Genomic DNA, 22,637 nt, shown 5'->3' with positions numbered 1-22,637 from the left:
GCTGGTTTAAAGGCGTCTTTTAACTACAAAAAAATTTAGTTTTTTTCGGAGTCGTTTCATTTGAATAATTTCGTAGAAGCGGTTATTATACAGTTACAGGAAAGGAATCACCTCTTGTGGCTACTACCTTCTCAGTGCACAAGTTCCTTTAGTAGTATAGTTTGGAACCACATGATACGAAGAATTCAGATTGACAGCTTGAAGATTCGAACAGATTTGTAAAGTGTATCCATGATTAAGTTAAGAGACTAGCCCATGCGTAAGATTTAAGCCAGCGGCTAGCATAGACCGATATCCAATAAAATTAGAACACGGCAGTCGACCATTGACTTGCCAGTAACAAGACACCAATATTTAAATATTAAGTACCAGTTAATATCAGTTTAACGGATAAAACCATCGACCCAAGATTTAGATTTAATGGTTAGATTCAAAGATATATGAAAAGAATGAGGCGATACCAATAGTTATAAAGTTAAAACAATTTGGTAGCCGCAAGTTACTTTCCTGATGTTAAACGACCGGAGTGAGAAGGCTCCGGTTTTTTTGTGTCTAAATTTTTAATTTAAGATTGCCAAGCATCTAATTATCAAGGTATCATTACATTAAATAGAAGAAATTGGGAGTAGTCTGGTGAAAAAGCTATTTAATTGGTATTTGGAATCAATGTCATTTAATATTCGACTGGGTAAAACAACGGGAATTATTTATTATCTTTGTCGAACGTGTATACTCGGGATTTTATTGATGCTAATTTTTGTCTGGATTAAAGTTCATGGATCAGCAGTAAATATTTTGGATTGGGTAATAATAATTTATTTATCAATTGGAATTTTATTGTATTCATTTACCGCAAAGTATATTGACGTCTTTGCTAAAGAAAAGAAGCATCTAACTATTTTTACTTATGGCGATTGGTCAAAAGTTGGATTTATTTACCTGTTGATTTGGCCGTGGGCTGTGATTGGTATTTATCAAAATAATAATTAATAAAGTTAAGCGAGATGATAACAATGCTTGAATATGATGAAGTCGTTAAAATGTTTCAAGAAGGGCAAAAAATCAACTATGATGAAGTTCTTCAAAAAGTAATCACCAAATGGGAAACTACCGATGAACGTCCCAAAGTATTGCTGCATAGTTGCTGTGCACCCTGTAGTACTTATACGCTGGAATACATGACACAATATGCAGATATTACGATTTATTATGATAATCCCAATATTCATCCACGGATGGAATTTGAACGTCGAAAGTTAGTGCAAGCTAAATTTATTCAAGATTTTAATAAAAAAACGAATCATAATGTCACTTTTATTGCCGCCGAATACGAACCAACTAAATGGCTAGAAGTTGTGCGTGATCTTAAAGGTGAACCAGAAGGCGGCGCCCGTTGCACCCTGTGCTATAATTATCGACTCGAACGGGTGGCGAAGAAAGCACAAGAATTAGGGTTTGACTATTTCGGAAGTGCTTTAACAATTAGTCCTCATAAAAATGCCAGAATTATTAACAAATTAGGATTTGATGTCCAACATGTCTATGATGTCTCGTATTTACCGAGCGATTTTAAAAAGCGTTCTGGCTATAAACGTTCAGTTGAAATGTCAGAAGAATATAATGTCTACCGGCAATGTTATTGCGGTTGTTTATTTGCGGCTCGCCAGCAAGGCGTTGATTTGAAGCAGATTAACAAGGACGCACGTGAATATGTCACGCAACATCAAGATGACGATTATTCGCAAATCATGTATGAAAAATAATTTAGGTTCAAAATAATCTTTCGACTGATTATTTTGAATCTTTTTTGATGTATTTTACGTTGCTTTTCACAAAGGTATTAAATGTATTATTAAATTGACGATTTAAAGTGTTTTCACGTTTTGATTAATCTTAATCAACAAAATAGGGGAACGTTAATAATTAATTATCCTATTGCTCAATTAGTGAAGATTTATCGATAAATTAAATTAATAAAGTTTGTGAATCGTGTAAGCGCTTAACGTAAAAGGGTTTACCGATTTCAATCAATTTTTGAGCAAAGTTTTTGGTTTACAGAGCAATTTTAAAACGTTATATTTTAGTAGTACCCAAAAACATGCTATTATTTTATTTTTGGTTTTCGGGAAATATATATAAAGGGGTTTATATTCATGTATGTTGCAATAAATTGTTTAGGATTAGTCGTATTCCTATTGGTTGGTTTCCTTTTCTCAAAGGACAAGAAAGCTATCAACTGGAAGTCAATTGGTATCATGGTTGTTATTAACTTGTTCCTTGCTTGGTTCTTTACAAGCTTTTCAGCAGGTCGTACAGCAATCAAAGCTGCCGCTGATGGTTTCTCTGAATTAGTTAAAGTCGCTTATGTCGGAATTAGCTTTGCACTTCCTAACTGGGTTACACCATTGGCCCAAGGTGGAGCTGCCGGTGGTACTGCTGAAACAATGAACTTTGTTACCAGTGCCTTGCTTCCAATCTTAATGATTGTTCCAATGTTTGATATCTTAACTTATTTTGGTATCTTACCTTGGATCATCAAATGGATCGGTCGTGGACTTTCATTCATTACCGGACAACCTAAGTTCGAATCATTCTTCGCTGTTGAAATGATGTTCTTAGGAAACACTGAAGTGCTTGCTATTTCAGGTATGCAACTTCGTAAGATGACAGCTCAACGTAACTTGACTATCGCGATGATGTCAATGAGTTGTATTACTGCATCAATTATCGGAGCTTATGTTCAAATGGTTCCAGGTCAATTCGTATTGACTGCTGTTCCAATTAATATTATTAATTCAATTATTGTTACAAGTATGATTAACCCTGTTAAAGTTTCTCCAGAAGACGATACAATCGCAACTGTTTCTGAAGAATCTGTAGATGGAAAGCGCGAACCATTCTTCTCATTCTTGGGTGATTCAATTTTAAATGCCGGAAAATTGATTTTAATTATTTTGGCTAACGTTGTGGCCTTCGTTGCTTTAGCAGCCTTAATCGACAAGATCTTTGTCTGGATTCACCTTCCACAAGTTTCTCTTGAAGTTATTCTAGGAATCATCATGTCGCCATTTGCATTCTTAATGGGTATGCCATGGCACGATGCTTGGATCTTAGCTCAACATATGGGTATGAAGTTAGTTACTAATGAATTCGTTGTTATGGGTGAAATTACTGGTAAGACAATTGCTAGTTACTCTCCACATTTACGTGCTGTCTTGACAGTATTCTTGACTTCATTTGCTAACTTATCAACGACTGGTATGATTATCGGTGCCTTCAAGGGTATCGTTGGTAAAGAAACTAATGATTTGATTTCTAAAAATGTTGGTTTAATGCTTGTTTCAGGTATCTTGGTTTCACTTCTATCTGCTGGATTTGTTGGATTATTCGTCTGGTAGAATCAAGCTTGAACCTGTTTCAAACAGTTAAAAATTACGATTAGATAATCGTCTGAATTTATGATTCAGGCTTTTATTTTCAACATAGCTACAAGCGCTTTCTTGGGTATCATAAGTGTAGAATTGATAAGTACTAAAATTTACAAAATGGAGGAAATCATAATGACTACCAAAATTATTATGGATACAGATCCTGGGATTGATGATGCTGCCGCACTAACGATGGCAATTAACAGTCCTGAACTTGATCTTAAATTAGTGACAACTGTTGCAGGAAATGTGACTGTTGATAAAACAACAATCAATGCTTTAAAGATTGTTAACTTTTTCAAAAAGGATATTCCAGTTGCTCGTGGGGCTGAACAGCCTTTGCTTAAACCATTCGAAGATGCTTCTCGGATTCATGGAGAATCAGGAATGCCCGGTTATGACTTTGGCAATGACTATGGTCATGAAATTGACTTGTCTGCTGTTGAAGCATTGCATAACGAAATCATGGCTTCAGATGAACCAATTACTTTAGTACCAACTGGTTCATACACAAATATTGCGATGCTATTTTCACAATATCCTGAAGTTAAAGCTAACATTAAAGAAGTTGTAGCAATGGGTGGAACTTTAGGCAAAGGTAACATGACCAGTGCCGCTGAATTTAACTGTTTCACTGATCCACATGCAGCAAAAGTCTTGTATGATTCTGGTTTACCAATCGTCATGGTTGGACTAGATATTACTTTGAAGGCTTTATTAACTGCTGATACGTTGGCTAAGCTTGAAGGCTTAAACGCCACAGGTAAAATGCTTCATGGACTAATCACGCATTATAGTGATGGTGATGAAGATGGTCATCCAATGCACGATGTGAATACGATTTTCTATCTACTACACCCTGAATTTATTACGACTGAAGATATGTGGGTGGACGTTCAAACTGAAGGACCTGCAATGGGTGAAACAGTTGGGGATATCCGTGGCGCATATCATGATGGTAAAACCAACACAAAAGTTTGTGTGGACATCAATGCCGCTGAGTTTAACAAATGGTTCTTAGAAGAAATCGCCAAAATTAAATAGTTTTAATGTAAAGTGCAAATGTTTGTCTACAACAAACACAACTTAGAGATCGGTAAGCAGAAATGTTTACTGGTCTTTTTTTATCGAAAATTACTCGCGAAAGCATGTTAAACTGGTTGATAATTGTAGCTTTTTGGGTTAAAGTTAAATGGTATGTGAAACATAAATTTGTTTCACGAATTAAAGGAGTACATTCATGAATCCGGAACAATTTAAAACAGCATTAGCAGCGCAAGGTGTCGAATTATCAGCAACTCAGCTCGACCAATTTGAGTTGTATTTTAAACTGCTAGTTGAAGGTAATCAACAGCTAAACTTAACCAGTATTACGGATCACGAAGAAGTGTATTTAAAACATTTCTATGATTCGATTTTACCGGCGTTAAGTTTTGTACCATTACAAACACAATCATTAACATTGTGTGATGTTGGTGCAGGCGCTGGGTTTCCATCACTGCCAATGAAAATTGCTTTTCCACAGCTAAAAATTACGATTATTGATTCTCTGAATAAACGGATTAATTTTTTAACCGGACTAGTGGAACAACTCGGCTTAACGGACGTTACTTTAATTCATGATCGAGCTGAAACTTTTGGGGGATTAACTAGTCAATATCGTGAGTCATTTGATGTTGTCACGGCCCGAGCAGTCGCTAGGTTGTCAGTATTAAGCGAATTTTGTCTACCGTTGGTTAAGCTGGATGGTCATTTTATGGCATTAAAGGCAAGCCAGTCGTCAGACGAGTTAGAAGAAGGCCAATTTGCGATTGATACTTTAGGTGGTCAGGTTGAGTCAGTAAAACAAGCTGAGTTGCCAATTAGTAATGAGCCACGGACAATGATTCTAATTAAGAAAACAATGGCGACACCGGACAAATATCCACGACGCCCAGGGGTTCCGCTAAAGAAACCAATTCAAGCAAAGAAGTAGGTGAAGAGGATGGCATCATTTTCAATTTTTGGGAACTCTGGTAATAAGAAACGTAAGGCAACTAATCAAGTGATTGAAGTTAATCGAGAAGACATTACGCCGAACCGGTTCCAACCACGTAAAGTGTTTGATCAAGACTCAATTAAAGAATTAGCCGAGACTATTCAAGAACATGGCTTATTACAACCAATTATTATTCGTGAATATGAAGCTGGTAAGTATGAAATCATCGCCGGTGAACGACGTTTCCGTGCAATGACCGAACTTCAGTGGGAAAAGGTTCCAGCAATTGTTGAGAAGTTAAATGACAAAGAAACAGCCAGCTTAGCGTTGATTGAAAATCTTCAACGCGAACAATTAACTTCAATTGAAGAGGCGCAAGCTTATCGTAATTTGATGGAATTAAATGGCTTAACGCAAGCTACGTTAGCTAAAGGAATGGGTAAAAGCCAATCTGCAGTTGCTAATAAAATTCGCTTATTGAAATTAATTGCTCCCGTTCAAAATGCCATTTTAGATCATCGAATCTCAGAACGGCATGGCCGGGCGTTGTTAGAATTATCTGAAGATCAACAACGTGAAAGCTTAATGGAAATTGTAAATCGTCATTTGACGGTTAAACAAACCGAAGAGCTAGTTGCGGTGCTGACTGGTAAAGTGCTCGCTGATGAAGAACCGGTATTTACCAAAAAAACAACTCCAGTGGCAAAACCAAGTCGTAAAAAGTCATCAACTAAAGGGTTAACTGCTGACACGCGAGTTGCCGTTAATACGATTAAGCAATCAGTTAAGCTGATTAAAGATAATGGTATGAAGATTAAGACCCATGAAGAAGACATGGGCGATCATTATCAAATTGTGATTGAAATTCCTAAAAATCCAGTTGATATCAAAAAAGCAAAACCAACTAAAAAAGTAACTAAAAAAGCGAATAAATAAAAGGGAGGCATAAGAAAATGGGATATGTGATTGCGTTAGCTAATCAAAAAGGTGGTGTCGGTAAAACAACCACTAGTGTTAATTTAGGCGCATGTTTGGCCGAAATGCATCAAAAAGTATTATTAATTGATCTAGATCCACAAGGAAATGCAACGAGTGGAACGGGGATTGAAAAACCCACGATTGAAGAAGATATTTACGATGTGTTAGTTAATGATGCTGAACTTAAAAATGTTATTTTAGAATCTGCTCATCCAGGTCTTGATATCGCCCCAACGACGATTCAATTGTCAGGTGCCGAGATGGAATTAACCTCCATGATGGCTCGTGAAACTCGTTTGAATGATGCCATTAAAACCGTTAGTGATCAATACGATTACATTTTAATTGATTGTCCACCATCGCTTGGTTTACTTACAATTAATGCCTTTACTGCCAGTGATTCAATCTTAATTCCCGTTCAAAGTGAATACTATGCTTTGGAAGGCTTGAGTCAATTATTGAATACCATTAAGTTAGTCCAAAAACACTTTAATCCCGATTTGAAAATTGAAGGGGTTTTACTCACCATGTATGATGAACGGACTAATTTAGGTCAACAAGTTAAAGAAGAAGTTCAAAAATTCTTTGGTGATAAAGTCTATGAAACTATCATTCCACGAAATGTTCGGTTAGCTGAAGCACCAAGTCATGGCCTACCAATCATTGATTATGACCCACGATCAAAGGGTTCTCTAGTATATGTAGAATTAGCTAAGGAGGTCGTTGCAGCTCATGGCAAGTAATAAAAAAGGTCTTGGACGTGGTTTGTCAGCACTGTTTGAAGAAAATGATGTTTCGGCCAATGAAGAAAATGTTCAAGAATTAAAATTAAACAATATTCGTCCGAATCCTTATCAACCACGGAAAATTTTTGATTCTAAAGGAATCGATGAATTAGCCGCTTCGATTAAAAAATCAGGGGTCTTCCAACCAATTATTGTGCGCCAACCCGACGCTAAGATGCACCGTTATGAAATCATTGCGGGTGAACGGCGTTATCGTGCATCAAAATCAATTGAGAATGCGACAATCCCAGCCATTATCCGTAACATGACGGATGAAGAAATGATGGAAGTAGCAGTGTTGGAAAATCTTCAACGTGAAGATTTAACTCCGCTTGAAGAAGCGCAAGCCTATCAAACCTTGATGGATAAATTATCATTAACGCAAGCCCAAGTTTCTGAACGTCTAGGTAAGAGTCGTCCATATATTGCTAATTACTTACGACTCTTAGGTTTACCTAAGATGGTTAAAGAAATGTTGCAAAAAGAACAACTTTCAATGGGACAAGCACGAACATTGTTAGGTTTAAAAGATAAAGATAAGTTAGTTGCACTAGCTCGACGGGTGGTTGAACAAAACTTAACGGTTCGTCAGTTAGAACAACTAGTCAGTCAAATGAATGGTACGAGTAAAAAGCCAGCTAAGAAGGCTGAGAAAAAGTCAGTTTACTTGAAGGCAGCTGAAAGCTCATTACAATCACACTTTGGAACGAAGGTTTCATTGGCACAATCAAGTGCGAAAAAAGGTGCTGGTAAGATTGAAATACCATATGTTTCAGACGATGACTTAACCCGAATTTTAGAAATATTAGATATCAACTTAGACTAGTTGAGGTGAAAATTATGTATGATTTAGGCGACGTTGTAATGATGAAAAAACAACATCCATGTGGAACTAATGAATGGGAAATCATTCGAATGGGTGCTGACATTAAAATTAAATGTTTGGGTTGTGGTCACATCGTGATGTTATCACGCCGAGATTTTGAAAAACGCTTCAAAAAAATGTTACAGAAAAAAGCAGATTAACAGTTTCCTAAAAATTAATTAAAGAAAGAGTGACTAACAAATGGCTTTAACAGCTGGAATTGTTGGTTTGCCAAACGTTGGTAAATCAACGCTATTTAACGCAATTACAAAGGCAGGAGCCGAAATGGCAAATTACCCATTTGCCACAATTGATCCTAATGTGGGGATGGTTGAAGTTCCTGATGCTCGTTTGGCACGGATTCAAGAATTGATTCCAGCCAAAAAAGTTGTCCCAACGACGTTTGAATTTACTGATATCGCCGGAATCGTTAAAGGCGCAAGTAAAGGTGAGGGACTTGGTAACAAGTTCTTGGAAAATATTCGTCAAGTTGATGCCATTGTGCACGTGGTTCGTGCGTTTGAAGATGACAACATTACCCATGTTAACAACAAGGTTGATCCGCTTGATGATATCGAGACGATTAACCTAGAATTAGGCCTAGCTGATTTAGAAACGATTGATAAGCGCTTGGCTAAAGTTGAAAAAGCGGCTAAGGGTAGTGATAAAGAAGCTAAAGCTGAACTATCAGTGCTTGAAAAAATCAAACCAGTGCTTGAAGCCGGTAAAGGTGTTCGGACGATTGAATTTGATGAAGATGAAATGCCAATTGTGAAGGGACTTTTCTTATTAACTTCGAAGCCAGTGCTGTACGTAGCTAATGTTGGTGAAGATGAAATGGGCGATCCTGAAAGCAATCAATTCATCAACCAAATTCGTGATTACGTTAAGGATGAAGGCGCTGAAGTGATTGGCGTTGCCGCTGCTAGTGAAGAAGAAATTGCCTCAATGGAAGAAGCTGATAAAGCCGAATTCCTTGAAATGGAAGGCGTGGAAGAACCTGGATTGAATCGCTTAATTCGGGCTTCATATAAACTTCTAGGATTAGAAACCTTCTTTACTGCTGGTGGGAAAGAAACCAAAGCTTGGACGTATCATAAGGGTACCAAAGCACCGCAAGCAGCCGGAATTATTCATTCTGACTTTGAACGAGGTTTCATTCGCGCTGAAATTATGGGCTTTAATGATTTGGATAAGTATGAAACCCATGCAGCTGTTCGTGAAGCTGGTCGCCTTCGTCAAGAAGGTAAAGAATACGTCATGGAAGATGGCGATATCGTTGAATTTAGATTCAATGTTTAATCGTTACTAAAATAGGTTTAAAAGACAGCATTACAAACATAGGAGTCGGAAGGGGCAATATTCGTGAGTGAAGAAAACCAATCAAGAAACGCACAAGCAGGACAGAAACAACGCGAACAAATGCAAAAAGAGAGCGTTGCAACACATCACGAACTAAGTGATCAAGGATTAACTAAGCGAAATGAAGAATTTATGTTCCAATTAGGTAAACAATTAGATGCTTTGAATGCTAAGGCTGACAAGAAAGCTCAAGTGATCGAAGAAACGATGACAGCGCTGGTTGAAGGCCAAAAAAAGGGTACAACGGCCAAGCAATTATTTGGGACACCAACCGCTTATGCTGCTGAAATTGTTAATGGACCAGTTCGTCGGGGACCTCAACCACAAAGTAGTTATAAACTATTGGCCTTAGATAATGGTCTAATGTTCTTTAATATCTTTGCCTTTATGTTTGGTTTGATGTCAGTCTTCTCACCCAAATCAATGGCTGCTGATCAAACAGGTACATCAGGGATTCTAGCAATTATCTTAGTTGCTATTTCGGGTGGATTATTGTTCGCCTGGGTTACTAAGGTCTTGTCACCAGCTAAAAAGGGTGAAGAAAAGAAGCCAGTTTGGTATAAAATTTTATCAGTTGTTGCTGCACTAGTTGCTTGGATTGCAATTTACTTTGCCGCAAGTTTACTACCAGGAATGATTAATCCAACGCTTCCTGGAATTGCTTATATTGTTTTAGCAGTTCTTGGATTCTTAGCCGACATGTATGTTCGTCGTCGTTATAATATTGTTGGTGGTGCCTTTGCTGGTGGCCAAAATCAACAAGCACGTAAAAAATAATATCTATCAAAAGTTCATTCAGAAGAATGAGCTTTTTATTTACCAGAAAAAGGTAATTTCACAAGATAATGTTCGGGTTTTACGCTTTAATATTAGAATTTGATTACAGTTTGTGAGAAACATTTGACGTGCGTCTTAAAGGCTAGTAAAGTGATACCAACTTACAATTAATAGGAGGAATTATTCGTGTCAGAATGGGAAACAAAGTTCGCTAAAAAGGGATTTACTTTTGATGATGTTTTGCTGATTCCAGCAGAAAGTGATGTATTGCCCAATGAGGTTGATTTGGGTGTCGATTTAACTGATAAAATTCATTTGAACTTACCGTTCCTAAGTGCCGGAATGGATACAGTGACTGAAAGCCAAATGGCAATCGCCATGGCTTTACAAGGTGGAATGGGTGTTATCCATAAGAACATGACTAGTGCCGAACAAGCCGCTGAAGTGGCGAATGTTAAGGGTGTTGAATTAGGTGGTAACTTTGATAAAGCTGCCGTTGATGAAAACAACCATTTACTAGTTGCGGCTGCCGTTGGGGTTACTTCTGATACATTTGATCGTGCCAAAGCGTTACTTGATGCTGGGGTTGATGCAATTGTGATTGATACTGCGCATGGTCATTCAGCAGGTGTTCTTCGTAAAATTTCTGAAATTCGTGAACATTTCCCAACTGCTACGTTGATTGCTGGTAATATTGCCACAGCTGAAGGTACCCGGGCTTTGTATGAAGCAGGGGTTGATGTTGTTAAAGTGGGAATTGGACCTGGTTCAATCTGTACGACGCGAGTAGTTGCGGGCGTTGGAGTTCCTCAATTAACAGCAATCTATGATTCAGCTAGTGTGGCTCGTGAATATGGTAAAACGATTATTGCTGATGGCGGTATCAAGTATTCTGGTGATATCGTTAAAGCTCTTGCTGCTGGTGGAAATGCAGTGATGCTTGGTAGTATGTTCTCAGGAACCACTGAAGCACCTGGACAAGTCTTTGAAGATGCCGGTGTTAAATATAAGTCATACCGTGGGATGGGTTCAGTTGCTGCCATGTCTCAATCACATGGTTCATCTGATCGTTACTTCCAAGGTGGCGTTAATGAAGCTAACAAGCTAGTTCCTGAAGGAATTGAAGCCCGTGTTGAATATAAGGGTGATGTTTCGGATATTATCTTCCAACTAGTTGGTGGTCTTCGTTCAGGAATGGGCTATACTGGAGCCGGAACAATTAAAGACTTAATTGAAAAAGCTCAATTTGTCCAAATTTCTGGAGCCGGCTTGATTGAATCTCATCCACATGATGTTCAAATTACTAAGGAAGCACCTAATTACAAATAAATCAATTTGACGGAATCAGAAGTGTTTAACTTCTGGTTCTTTTTTTTGTAAAAATAGCCATCCAAACCTGAATTGGGATCGCTAAGAGTACGTTTTGATAAATGATTATAATTTTTATAGAATTAAAATAAAGTTGGGCTATAAAAGTCCGGTTAAATCCCGAATTTTTATAACCCAAAAAGTCGCTTAAAGTTTCGTCCAATATTGTGGGGGCTTACTTCAATGGTGTTTATTGTATTTCAAATCCTAACATAATACCGCCATCTTCGGCATAATAACTACATAACGCTGTCGTTGCTACAATTTGAATTTCCTTTGTATTAAATCGCTCCATAATCAATTGCTTTAACTTCTCAGCGCCATCCAAATGATCGTGATGAGCAATTTGAACTTTTCCACTTGAATAGCCTGATTTTGCCATTTCGTTCAATATATCTTTAAACGCTTTTTTCTCACCACGATGCTTTGCAATCATTTCAAATTCACCCGCAGTGCTTGAGCGTCCAACGACACGAATCCCCATCATACCTGTTACTTTTGCAAGCAATGGGCTAACTCTACCATTTTTAGCTAAATTGGTTAGTGATGAAAGCACAAAAAGGAGTTCAGTTTTTCGTTTTGCCTTCTCAATCTCCGTGGCAATCGCCTGAGGGTCCATTCCATCAGCAATTAATGCTGTAACTTTTTCAACAAGCAATGCCATCTTTGGACCAGCTGATTTTGAATCAATGACATAAACTTGACGATTAGGATAAGTCTCCTCATATGTTTCTTTTGCAAGCATTGCACTTGCGTAATTACCTGATAAGGCACCGGTTATTGTAATGCAAAAAACGGTCTCGGCATCTCCAAATGCTGCCATCCAATCCATGACGCTTGCACAAGCCGTTCCGGATTTTTCACACTGTTGTAATTTCACCTTGAACTGATCTAAATTAAGCGTGGCATCGTCCACATAATCGACACCATCAATAATCATGTGTAACGGAACGCTACTGCTATTTTCAATAGCGGGTTTTATAACATTGGCAGCTGAATCATAGACAATTTTATAAGTCATAATATCTCCTTTTATAAAAAGCTTAGTAAAAACTGTTCTTCGGTTTTTGTAAAACCGATAACTTTAATTTACACAGCCAGGTTATCCTTGTCAAGCGTTTTTCAAAAATCTTATTGACGATTATAAAAAGCTTTTGTAAACTTAAAAAAAAGGAGTCGTCTCTTATGGCACATACATTATTTAAGTTTCACATTCCTAGATATCAGGAAATACCAGATATCGGGCTTTATCTTGAGCAAACTACTAAATATATCAATGGCTTCCTAATGCCCTTAGGCTGTCTAGAAATCACTTCATCAATGATCAGCAACTATGTTAAAAAAGGGTATATTAAAAGCCCAGTAAAAAAACAATATAACGCTGAACAAATTGCTTCATTATTTTTCATTACACTCGTTAAAAAAGTACTCTCGATGGAAAATATCGAGAAGTTGTTTAGAATTCAAGAAGAAACGGCTGATAAACAAACCGCATATAATTCCTTTTGTGAAGAATTTGAAGTGACACTTTCAGCACTTTTTGATACACATATAATCGAACCCACTTTTATTGACCAAGGTGACGATGGAAAAAAAATTTTGCATAGTACTGTTACGGCGGTTGCACATGTCATTTATCTCAATCAATGGTTTGATGATGATAAATAGCATAATTCTTAGTAAATAAAATACCAACCTTTCAGTGGCTTTTTGGGTTGTAAAAATTCGGGATTCAACCGGACTTTTATAACCCAGTTTTTTTTAATTCTAGAAAAATTATAATTATTTATCTAAACCGATATTTATGAAACTAACGTTTCATAGGTATCGGTTTCTTTTTGATAGAAAGTTTTAACTTTCATAATATGAAAAAAGAGAAATCTGTACAGAATAATTGGGACGACAAAATAAACGATAGGTGCCAAAATTTAATATCTATGAAAGCAACATAAAAACCCCTAGTAATTTAAATTACTAGGAGAAAAAATATTTTTTCTGTCTACTTGACAGGGAGTGGTTTATAAATCAGAGTTGGCTAGTTATTTCACTAATCTAGTTGGGATAGTAATTTTGCTTTTTGAGTGACTTGTTGTTTCCATTTATTGACCGCTTGTCGGCTAACATTATAGTAGTTTGCGATTTCGGCACCATTAAGGCCTTTTAAAAAAGTACCGGTCAGGTAACGGCGTTCCTGCTGATTACAAATTGTGAATAATTGATTGAAAAAATCATTGGTTAGTACTTGAGTAACGTGATTACTATGATCGTTGTGATCAATCAAAATTTCATCAATGACTTCACGAGAAATTAATTCGTTATTTAGTGAGAAGTCAACGTATGATTTTTGTTTAGTTTGGCGATTTAATAAGTCATTCAGTTGCCATTTGACGCGTTGATAGGCATAGGCTTGGAAGTTGTCATAATCTTTACTGGGTTTATCGACAAAGCGACAATAGGCATCAACAAAGGCTAACTTGCCTTCTTGTGCGAGATCATCATAATTAGGGTTTAAAGGATTAATATGGAAATGTTTTAGTACTCCAAAAATTATTTTTTCGTTCTCATCAGTTGTTAATAATTCAAATCCACGTTGGATATTTTCGACGTTATTCATGTGAATCTCCAGTAATCATAATTTCGAAGGCCTTCGATAGACATATGATATGTAATATACAAATGGATTGCTAACTCCATAAATGGATAGATTAAAACCAAATGAGCAAGTTTGTGATTATTTTGGCATAGTAACGGTAGTAGTTTGTAGTAGTAATTGAAATTTGGTAGATAGTAAGTTAGTTTAGTTATCAGTAAAAAAATTATTATTAGGGGATGACTATGTTAAAAGAGACAATCAATCTAGAACTGTTAGATCAAATGGTATTAAAGGATGTCATGGATTCAACGACTATTTCATGGGAGCAAACATTAGTAATCTCTCAATTAGAATTGGCAGGAATAACATATTCATGGGTTTTAAATATTGACGGTAGTCAGTTAATTATTCGTAAAAGCACTCGTGAATTAGTGAGCGAATTTGCGGAACAAATGGGTATTTTGGATTATGAGATGCGCGTTTTTGCAGACTTATATAATTTTGATCATGGGATTCCTTGTGTGGCGGGCGAATATCAATTAGTGCCAACTCGAAATAAACGTAGTAAAAATACAACTTGGGTGATGGCGCATCATGTATCAGTTTATGGTGTGTGTCCGAATGATCAGTTATTGCGGATTATATTCAAGGGTGGCTTATCAATTAAATTGGATATTGCTGATTCAAAATTAAAAACTAATATTAATCGTTCACGAAATATTGGTGCAATTCAAATTGCGGAAGATCGTCAATTCAATATTTTTCATGGGGCGTATGAAGCCGTTAAATCACAATGGGGTGTGCCTAACTTAGATGAAAGTGGCCACCATACGGATGAACATAATAAAACACGGGTTGCAATGGCGATGCGACAAGCGGAATTAAAAATATATTATAAGGAATTATTTGATGAAGAAATTTCAATGGCTGACATGGACCGATGCATGAAAGTTATTTTTAAACCATTTCACGGATAAAATGGAAAATAGTTATTAAAGATTATAAGATTATTAGTATTTAGTTTATAAAAATATTGCTTGATGTTGCTATTATTTAGTTTCAATAGGTTAATCAATTTATATCAAACATGTTACAAATTGGTTGACATCTTGAAAATTTAAGTTTTATGTGTGAAAATTATTTATTGATGAACTAAAAAATTAAACATTTTTATGTGGGGTAAGAAATGGCAGACAAAGGTAGTAATCATTCTGAACATCAGCGTCATCACCACCATCATCATGGACGCAGAAAGCATCTAGTTCGGAATATAATTTTGGTAGTTATAGGAATATTAGTATTAACGGGTGCCGCCTTTGCGGCAGTAGCATTTAATAATATGAATAAAGCTACAACTAATATGTATGAAAAAACAGGGGCTACTAAAACGCGGAGTGCCGCAAGTGCGCTGGGTTCCAAAAAGCCAATTTCAATTCTCTTAATGGGAACTGATACTGGGGCCCTAGGCCGTAATTATAAAGGTCGGACAGATACGATGATTGTCATGACCATCAATCCAAAGACCAAGAAAACGACTATGACGAGTTTACCTCGTGATATGGAAGTTAACTTGCCTGACTACCCTGAATATTCACCAGCTAAGATTAATGCTGCGTATGCTTACGGTAGTTCAAAAGAAGCCATTAATACAGTTCAAAATTACTTAAAAATTCCAATCGACTATTATGTCTTAGTTAATATGGGTGGCTTGGAAAAAGCCATTGATCAAGTTGGTGGTGTAACAGTTACTTCACCTTTGACCTTTAATTATGATGGTCATAGCTTTGTATCTGGTCAATCAAAAACTATGGATGGTGAAACAGCATTAGCCTTTTCACGGATGCGTCACGAAGATCCACAAGGTGATTATGGTCGTCAGACTCGTCAACGGTTAATTATTGCGGCGTTATTGAAGAAATCAGCCAGCTATAAAACGGTGCTTAATCGTACGTTCTTGAACTCAATTTCCAGTGAATTAAAAACTGATTTAACGTTTAATGATATGACGAAGTTAGCTTTGAATTATCGCAATGCATCAGTAACAGTTAAGTCAGATCATGCGCAAGGAACTAGTGAATCAATTGGTGGTCAAAGTTTTGAAGTGGTTTCTAAAACGGAACTACAACGAGTATCGAATATTATTCGAGATAATCTTGGACTTGAACGGGCCAATTTTGGTGAATAACCAGAATTGGTTTTTCCTTGTTTAAAGGCCAGAGAAAGTGTCGGATATTTGTTCAAAAGATGTTAGTTATAATACAAAATCGGTTATTTATATTTCGATTCAAATACAAAATCGATTAATCGGTTGCGTGATAGATTAATTGCATGAATAATAAAAGAATTAATAGGTAATATTCTCGGAGGAAGAAATGGATAATATGTTAGATATTCGTCGGTTGTTTTCGATTTTTAGGAAACATTTGACACTCATTATTTTAAGTATGGTTGGTTGCGCCGTGGTTGCCTTTGGCGTAGCTGAATTTGTAGTAACACCACAATATACATCAACGACCCAAATTTTAGTTAATCAGAAAACCAGTGAAAGCAATGCAGCCACCGCTTATGCAACCCAACAAGCAGATGTTCAAATGATTAGTACGTATAAAGATATTATTACGAACCAAGTGGTCTTAACAGCCGTAAAAAATGATTTAAAGAATCCTACGGTAGTAGTCACACCTGCTCAAAAAGCAAAATATCGAACTGACGCCTATGGTGACAAAGAGTTAGTTAGTGCGGCTAAACCGGCTGTAACTAAAAATTCTGGTCAAGGATATGATATTAGTGTGGCTGAATTACAAGATGCCATTTCAGTTAGTAACCAACAAAATTCACAAGTGTTTGCCTTAGCGGTGAAGACAGATGATCCTGCTAAATCTGCAGCCGTTGCGAATGCCGTTGCGAAAGAATTTAAAAACAAAATTAAAGACATCATGGAAGTTAATAACGTAACCATTGTCTCAAAGGCAGTTGCCAATAATCACAAGACTTCGCCTAAAACAATTATGTTTATTGCAGCGGGTGTGATTACCGGATTTATCTTGAGTGTTGGTTATGCATTATTAGTTGAATTAACGAATACCAGTGTTCGTGATGATGAATTCTTACAGGAACTTGGATTAGCTAATTTGGGTCAAGTTAACCGCATTAATATGGATAGTAAAATTCGTCGTGCTAATAACGCTACTAATACACACGATAATGATTCATTCGGACATCGATCTAGAGCAAGGGTATAGGGGGAAGATAAAATGGCTATTTTTAAAAAACAAAAAAGTAAAAATGATCTTTCCACGGATACGATGGAAAATGGAGTAATGTTAATTACCGAAGTAACCCCGAAAGATGTGGTTTCTGAACAATTTCGGACCATTCGAACTAACGTTGAATTTTCTGCAGTTGATAAGGAATATAAAACGTTGATCTTTACGTCTTCAAATGTTAGTGAAGGTAAATCAACCGTGGCTGCTAATACTGCAGTTACATGGGCTCAACAAGGTAAAAAAGTATTGTTTATTGATGCAGATTTACGTCGCCCTACCTTGCATGCAACGTTTGGGTTACCTAATAATCAGGGATTAACAAATGTCTTAACGAATAAAGAATTAGATTATCATGATGTGATCAAAACAACTCGAGTTGAAAACTTGAGTGTATTGACGAGTGGGCCAGTCCCACCTAATCCATCAGAATTATTAAATTCTGATCGGATGAAAAATTATATTGAACTTTTAAAAGGTGAATATGATTTAATTATTTTTGATGTTCCACCAATGTTACAAGTAACTGATACCCAAATTATGGCAGCCTATGTTGATGGGGTTATCTTGGTAGTTCGTCAAGGAGTTGCGCAACAAAAAGCAGTTACACGTTCAATTGAGTTATTAGAGATGGTACATGCTAATCTCTTGGGATATGTCATGAATGATGTCGCTAGTCGTAATGGTTACGGCTATGGATATGGTTACGGCTATGGATATGGTTATGGCGAAACTAAGTAAATAACTAACATAGAAAATATAAGTTAAAAAGGAGGAACGCAGATGATTGATTTACATTGTCACTTATTGCCAGGAATTGATGACGGTTCTAAAAATATGGATATTTCATTAAGATTGGCACAAGAAGCTGTTGATAATGGTGTCACTCATGCGCTCCTTACCCCCCATCATATGAATGGGGCTTACATAAATCATAAGACTGATGTTTTACGGATGACGGAAGATTTCCAAGCTGCAATTACGGCGGCGGGTATTCCATTAACCGTTTTTCCTGGTCAAGAAGTGAGAATTAATGGTGATTTATTAGATGCGTTAGATAATGATGATATTTTATTTGCAGATGCAGATAATCAGTATATGTTACTCGAATTTCCAGATGATGATGTACCGACTTATACGACGGACATGGTGTATCAATTGCAGATGCGAGGAATTATTCCAATTATTGTGCATCCAGAGCGGAATACGAAAATTATGCGACATCCGGAAATTATATTGCAGTTATTGGAAAAAGGCTGTTTATCACAGGTTACGGCTAGTAGTTTTGTGGGCACATTTGGCGAAAAGGTCGAGACCTTCAGTCGTCAGTTAATAGCAGCTGGGCAAGCGTATGTATTTGCTTCTGATACGCATGATTTACCAGGCCGTAAGTATGAGATGCGACAAGCGTTTGATAAGCTTTCCAAAGAATTCGGGCAAGACGTAGCAGCTGAATTTAAAGCAAATGCGAAGTCGATTATTAATGGTGATCGGGTTGCACCACATGTGTTGAAACCAATACAAATTAAACAAAAAAAGAAGTTATTCGGGTTATTTTAAGGTTTTTGGTATTTTATAAGTTAGGGGTAAACTTATGTATGTTCATTTTTTTAAGAGATTATTTGATGTAATTATTGCAATTATTGCGCTAATTATATTATGTATCCCTTTTATAATTATTGCTATTTTAATTAAGTTAGAGTCAAAGGGTCCAGTAATGTTTAAGCAAAACCGGGTTGGCATTAATGGCAAGACTTTTAAAATATATAAATTTAGAAGTATGTATATTACGGCACCACATGATGCATCTACGAATAGTTTAGAACATGCTGATGATATGATTACTAAAATTGGTAAAGGGTTACGAAAGTCAAGCATTGATGAATTACCCCAATTTATCAATGTGCTTAAAGGTGAAATGAGTGTTATTGGACCACGGCCAGTAATTTGTGCGGAAACGGAATTAATTATGATGCGACATAAGAACGGGACCGAAACGGTATTACCTGGGTTAACGGGATTAGCTCAAGTTCATGGACGTGATCATGTTCCTAATTTGCAAAAGGCCCAGTATGATGGCATATATGCAGCTTCAGTTTCATTTATGACAGATTTTAAGTTAGTGATCAGAACCATGTGGTACGTATTCTTACATATAGGAATACATGAAGGTAAACATAAACCAGAAAATGTTCAACTTACAAAAAAATCAAATGTACTAACTGTGGAAAATACAAAATCTGAATGAAATAATATATTAATTAGAAGGTAGTGCCTAATGGAATTTCCAAAATTTTCAGTTTTAATGTCTGTTTATATAAATGATACTGAACAACAACTATTTCAATCTTTACAAAGTATTTTTAATCAAACATTGCTGCCTAATGAATTAGTAATTGTTCAAGATGGACCAGTTTCAGCTGAAATTATTGATTGCATTAAAACTTTTGAGAATATGAATCTTATAACTATAGTCAATGTAGTTTTAATTAAAAACGTTGGGCTTGGGGAAGCTTTAAGGGTGGGTTCTGAAAGGGTAACTAATAATTGGATAGCCCGAATGGACTCTGATGATATAAACAAACTGCAAAGATTTGAAAAACAAATGTTGTATATTTATGATCATCCAGATATCTCTGTATTAGGCACACAGTTAGATGAATTTTCAGGTAATACGAGTAATTTGATTGGGAAAAGAAATGTTCCATGTGAAAATAATGATATAAAAATTTTTGCTAAAATTCGGAGTCCATTCAATCATCCAACAGTCATATTGAAAAAGAGCACATTATTAGCAGTTGGAGGGTATCTTCCTTTTGCTGGTATGGAGGATTATCATTTATGGACCAGGATAATCACTTCACGATACAAAGTTCATAATTTACCTGAATCTTTGTTGTATATGCGTACAGATCAAGGGATGTATAGTCGGCGGGGCGGGTTCAAATATCTTGTGTCCTATTTTAAATTAAAAAATTTGCAAAAAAAATTGGGACTAATTAATTATTTTGAATTATTATATTGTAGTTTATTAATGACAGTTAGTTCGATCATACCAACTTTTTTAAGACAGTTTGTCTATAAAAAAATACTGCATAAATAATAATATTGATCTAAATAAATTGAAATTTTTCAGATTGGATGAGCAAGTTGATGCTAAATATATATATTTATATACTCATTATTTTAGTCATAGTGGGTATCTTGCAATACCTATTATCATTAAAAAAGCTTGTAATTATTCCGGTATTTTTGTTAACTGTGGTTGCCGGATTACGAGCGTCCAACATTGGACCAGATACAATAAACTATGTAAATGATTATAATTCTATACTATGGGGATATGGATCATACAAACATTTCGAGTTGGGATATACTTGGTTAGAGAAAATATTTTCATTTTTTGGAGCTCAAGTATCAGTCTTTCTTTGTTTTATTTCGTTAATTAGTCTCACTATTATTGCAAGTCGATATGGTAAGTATACACGTTACTCGGTAGTTGCAATGTTGTATTATTATGTTCGATTTTTCTTAAATAGAGATATGAACCAAATTAGGGCAGCATTGGCTGCTGCCATTTTGTTATTTTCAATTAAATATATTGGGGAAAGAAGGATAATTCCAACAATTGGAATTATCCTATTGGCAAGTTCTATACATTCAGCATCATTAATAGCGTTAGCAGTATATCCGTTATACTGGATAATATGGATAAAAATTAATTCAAAAAAGAAAATATTGTTAATATACTTGATTGCAGTATTTTTATTAGTTCCTCTGTCTTACGCAGTTGCGCCGTATGTTGAAACAGTTTTTAGTGGAACAGAAATTGGCAATACATATATAACAACTAGCAGTGGTTATGTTTCTGATAATGGGAATGGATTATTAAATCCAGTTATTTTGATGCAAGTGATAATAAGTGTAATTGGTCTTAGCTTTGTTGATATTGGTGAAAAAAGGCCTTATTTTAAAGTGTTACTTTCATTTTATATGCTCTCGACATTAATATTAATTTTTTTCAATCAATATTATGTTTTAGCAGGAAGACTATCAACAATGCTAGCAACAATTGAACCTTTGATAGTGATTACTGTTTCAGAGAAGATAACTCCTAAATTTATTTCCAGAGCATCATTAATATTTTTGTGTATTTTAGTGTTTTACTTAATCAATATTTCCACAGGTAGTATACAAAATTATTATTTGCCATATTCATTTATGCATTAATTTAAATTGGAATATTTTGGCTGAAGGTATCTTACAAACTGAAGGAGTAAGTATGTTAATTTCAATCATTGTACCTGTATTTAATGGTGATAAGTTCATTAAAACATGTTTAGATTCAGTATACTCTGAATCTAACTCAAACTTTGAATATATCATTGTAAATGACGGTTCAACAGACGATACAGGTGACATTTTAAGAGAATTTAAAGATACGCATGATAATGTTTATATCATCACTCAAAAAAATCAAGGATTATCTGTAGCCAGAAACTCAGGATTAAAAGTAGCTAAAGGTGATTGGATGTATTTTGTGGATTCTGACGATTTTCTTGATTCTGGATTTATAGAATATATATATAGTTCGATTCGAGAAATACCTAATGATATAAAATTGTTAAGTTTGCCAGTTGCAGAAATTAATAGAGGCACAAAAAAAATTCTTCAAAATCCAATTATAAGTACAACAATTACAACAGAAGAATTTGCCAAATTGTTAATACAAGGAAAACGTCAGTTCGGTGTTTGGTCATTTGTTTTTAAAAAAGAATTTCTAGATGAGATTGATTTACTTTTTTTACCAGGCAAAATTTGTGAAGATCAGTACTTTGTGCCTATTGCTCTTACAAACACAAGTTTTATCTATTGTCTTTCATCAAATGGCAATTTTTTTTACAATTATTCTTTTAACCCAAAGTCAATAACGAGATCAAAAAGAACCAACGATAAAATTAAGCAACAGTATGAGGCTGAGCAAACAAGAAATAAAATTTTTTACAATAATTTTTCTGAATTATCTACTATTATCAGGAATAATATGTTGACGGTTGATTTTGGAGCACTGAGGGGATTTTATAAACTTAATAATGTGATAATGGTGCGAAAACTTAAAATGAAAATTAGAAAAGAGAATAGCATAGCTAGCTTAATTTTTGATTATAAGTTATTGATAAAATACATCTTCTCACAGATGCCATTTATGCTGAAAATTTTCGATAGATAATGATGGAGGT

The 22,637-nt window shown here is 35.6% G+C and carries 24 protein-coding genes and 1 pseudogene; 22 read left to right on the top strand and 3 right to left on the bottom strand.

Annotation, left to right across the window (positions count from 1 at the left end):
- Nucleotides 1–633: 633 nt before the first annotated feature.
- The 12 genes from FC70_RS00620 (at nt 634) to guaB (ending at nt 11,502) form a co-directional block, all read left to right on the top strand.
- Nucleotides 634–990, top strand: coding sequence for a hypothetical protein (locus FC70_RS00620; RefSeq protein WP_057889109.1), 357 nt, complete (start codon nt 634–636; stop codon nt 988–990).
- Nucleotides 991–1,013: 23 nt separating this feature from the next.
- Nucleotides 1,014–1,763, top strand: a complete 750-nt coding sequence (locus FC70_RS00615; protein ID WP_057889108.1) for an epoxyqueuosine reductase QueH — start codon at nt 1,014–1,016, stop codon at nt 1,761–1,763.
- A gap of 390 nt (nt 1,764–2,153) precedes the next feature.
- Nucleotides 2,154–3,398 carry a NupC/NupG family nucleoside CNT transporter gene (locus tag FC70_RS00610; protein ID WP_057889107.1) on the top strand — a complete coding sequence of 415 codons (1,245 nt, stop codon included), beginning with the start codon at nt 2,154–2,156 and terminating at the stop codon, nt 3,396–3,398.
- A 162-nt stretch (nt 3,399–3,560) separates the two neighbouring features.
- Nucleotides 3,561–4,472: a ribonucleoside hydrolase RihC gene (rihC, locus tag FC70_RS00605; protein ID WP_057889106.1), complete on the top strand. Its 912-nt coding sequence runs from the start codon at nt 3,561–3,563 to the stop codon at nt 4,470–4,472.
- A gap of 196 nt (nt 4,473–4,668) precedes the next feature.
- Entirely contained in the window at nt 4,669–5,403 is a 735-nt protein-coding gene (gene rsmG, locus FC70_RS00600) for a 16S rRNA (guanine(527)-N(7))-methyltransferase RsmG (protein WP_057889105.1), read from the top strand.
- A 9-nt stretch (nt 5,404–5,412) separates the two neighbouring features.
- On the top strand, nt 5,413–6,342 hold the full coding sequence (noc, locus tag FC70_RS00595; RefSeq protein ID WP_057889104.1) for a nucleoid occlusion protein: 930 nt from the start codon (nt 5,413–5,415) through the stop codon (nt 6,340–6,342).
- Nucleotides 6,343–6,359: 17 nt separating this feature from the next.
- A complete protein-coding gene (locus FC70_RS00590; protein WP_057889103.1) occupies nt 6,360–7,127 on the top strand; it encodes a ParA family protein in 768 nt (255 codons plus the stop codon).
- On the top strand, nt 7,117–7,995 hold the full coding sequence (locus FC70_RS00585; RefSeq protein WP_057889102.1) for a ParB/RepB/Spo0J family partition protein: 879 nt from the start codon (nt 7,117–7,119) through the stop codon (nt 7,993–7,995). The genes FC70_RS00590 and FC70_RS00585 overlap by 11 nt, the downstream gene beginning before the upstream one ends.
- Nucleotides 7,996–8,009: 14 nt before the next feature.
- Complete coding sequence (locus FC70_RS00580) at nt 8,010–8,195, top strand: DUF951 domain-containing protein (protein WP_057889101.1); 186 nt, start codon at nt 8,010–8,012, stop codon at nt 8,193–8,195.
- A 40-nt stretch (nt 8,196–8,235) separates the two neighbouring features.
- Complete coding sequence (ychF, locus tag FC70_RS00575; RefSeq protein ID WP_057889100.1) at nt 8,236–9,336, top strand: redox-regulated ATPase YchF; 1,101 nt, start codon at nt 8,236–8,238, stop codon at nt 9,334–9,336.
- A gap of 63 nt (nt 9,337–9,399) precedes the next feature.
- Complete coding sequence (locus FC70_RS00570) at nt 9,400–10,173, top strand: DUF1129 domain-containing protein (RefSeq protein ID WP_057889099.1); 774 nt, start codon at nt 9,400–9,402, stop codon at nt 10,171–10,173.
- Nucleotides 10,174–10,359: 186 nt separating this feature from the next.
- On the top strand, nt 10,360–11,502 hold the full coding sequence (gene guaB / locus FC70_RS00565; RefSeq protein ID WP_057889098.1) for an IMP dehydrogenase: 1,143 nt from the start codon (nt 10,360–10,362) through the stop codon (nt 11,500–11,502).
- Between the two features lie 229 nt (nt 11,503–11,731).
- On the opposite strand, the gene FC70_RS00560 is transcribed toward guaB, so the two are convergent.
- Complete coding sequence (locus FC70_RS00560) at nt 11,732–12,562, bottom strand: DegV family protein (protein WP_057889097.1); 831 nt, start codon at nt 12,560–12,562, stop codon at nt 11,732–11,734.
- Between the two features lie 164 nt (nt 12,563–12,726).
- Between FC70_RS00560 and FC70_RS00555 the strand changes: the two genes are divergently transcribed.
- Nucleotides 12,727–13,209, top strand: coding sequence for a DUF1836 domain-containing protein (locus FC70_RS00555; RefSeq protein ID WP_112278708.1), 483 nt, complete (start codon nt 12,727–12,729; stop codon nt 13,207–13,209).
- 36 nt (nt 13,210–13,245) lie between these two features.
- Here the strand turns inward: FC70_RS00555 and FC70_RS09200 are convergent.
- Nucleotides 13,246–13,415 (bottom strand): annotated as a pseudogene (locus FC70_RS09200) (IS3 family transposase); the annotation flags it as partial.
- A gap of 173 nt (nt 13,416–13,588) precedes the next feature.
- The gene (locus tag FC70_RS00550; RefSeq protein ID WP_057889096.1) at nt 13,589–14,155 is read right to left on the bottom strand and encodes a sigma-70 family RNA polymerase sigma factor; all 567 of its coding nucleotides are present in this window, start codon (nt 14,153–14,155) and stop codon (nt 13,589–13,591) included.
- Nucleotides 14,156–14,376: 221 nt separating this feature from the next.
- Here FC70_RS00550 and FC70_RS00545 point away from each other — a divergent pair, with 221 nt between their 5' ends.
- From FC70_RS00545 to FC70_RS00505, 9 genes are all read left to right on the top strand, one after another.
- On the top strand, nt 14,377–15,111 hold the full coding sequence (locus tag FC70_RS00545) for a hypothetical protein (RefSeq protein WP_057889095.1): 735 nt from the start codon (nt 14,377–14,379) through the stop codon (nt 15,109–15,111).
- A 209-nt stretch (nt 15,112–15,320) separates the two neighbouring features.
- Complete coding sequence (locus FC70_RS00540) at nt 15,321–16,319, top strand: LCP family protein (RefSeq protein ID WP_057889094.1); 999 nt, start codon at nt 15,321–15,323, stop codon at nt 16,317–16,319.
- Nucleotides 16,320–16,506: 187 nt separating this feature from the next.
- The gene (locus tag FC70_RS00535; protein WP_057889093.1) at nt 16,507–17,376 is read left to right on the top strand and encodes a YveK family protein; all 870 of its coding nucleotides are present in this window, start codon (nt 16,507–16,509) and stop codon (nt 17,374–17,376) included.
- Nucleotides 17,377–17,388: 12 nt separating this feature from the next.
- A complete protein-coding gene (locus FC70_RS00530; protein WP_057889092.1) occupies nt 17,389–18,138 on the top strand; it encodes a CpsD/CapB family tyrosine-protein kinase in 750 nt (249 codons plus the stop codon).
- Between the two features lie 42 nt (nt 18,139–18,180).
- Nucleotides 18,181–18,957 carry a tyrosine-protein phosphatase gene (locus FC70_RS00525; protein ID WP_057889091.1) on the top strand — a complete coding sequence of 259 codons (777 nt, stop codon included), beginning with the start codon at nt 18,181–18,183 and terminating at the stop codon, nt 18,955–18,957.
- A gap of 34 nt (nt 18,958–18,991) precedes the next feature.
- Nucleotides 18,992–19,645, top strand: a complete 654-nt coding sequence (locus FC70_RS00520; protein WP_057889090.1) for a sugar transferase — start codon at nt 18,992–18,994, stop codon at nt 19,643–19,645.
- Between the two features lie 30 nt (nt 19,646–19,675).
- Nucleotides 19,676–20,500, top strand: a complete 825-nt coding sequence (locus FC70_RS00515; protein ID WP_057889089.1) for a glycosyltransferase — start codon at nt 19,676–19,678, stop codon at nt 20,498–20,500.
- Between the two features lie 50 nt (nt 20,501–20,550).
- On the top strand, nt 20,551–21,627 hold the full coding sequence (locus FC70_RS00510) for an EpsG family protein (protein ID WP_057889088.1): 1,077 nt from the start codon (nt 20,551–20,553) through the stop codon (nt 21,625–21,627).
- 16 nt (nt 21,628–21,643) lie between these two features.
- Nucleotides 21,644–22,627, top strand: coding sequence for a glycosyltransferase family 2 protein (locus FC70_RS00505; protein ID WP_123827744.1), 984 nt, complete (start codon nt 21,644–21,646; stop codon nt 22,625–22,627).
- Nucleotides 22,628–22,637: the final 10 nt, after the last annotated feature.

It is taken from the genome of Paucilactobacillus oligofermentans DSM 15707 = LMG 22743 (assembly GCF_001434315.1).
Lineage (GTDB): Bacteria > Bacillota > Bacilli > Lactobacillales > Lactobacillaceae > Paucilactobacillus > Paucilactobacillus oligofermentans.
This window is presented reverse-complemented; position numbering and strand designations above follow the sequence as displayed.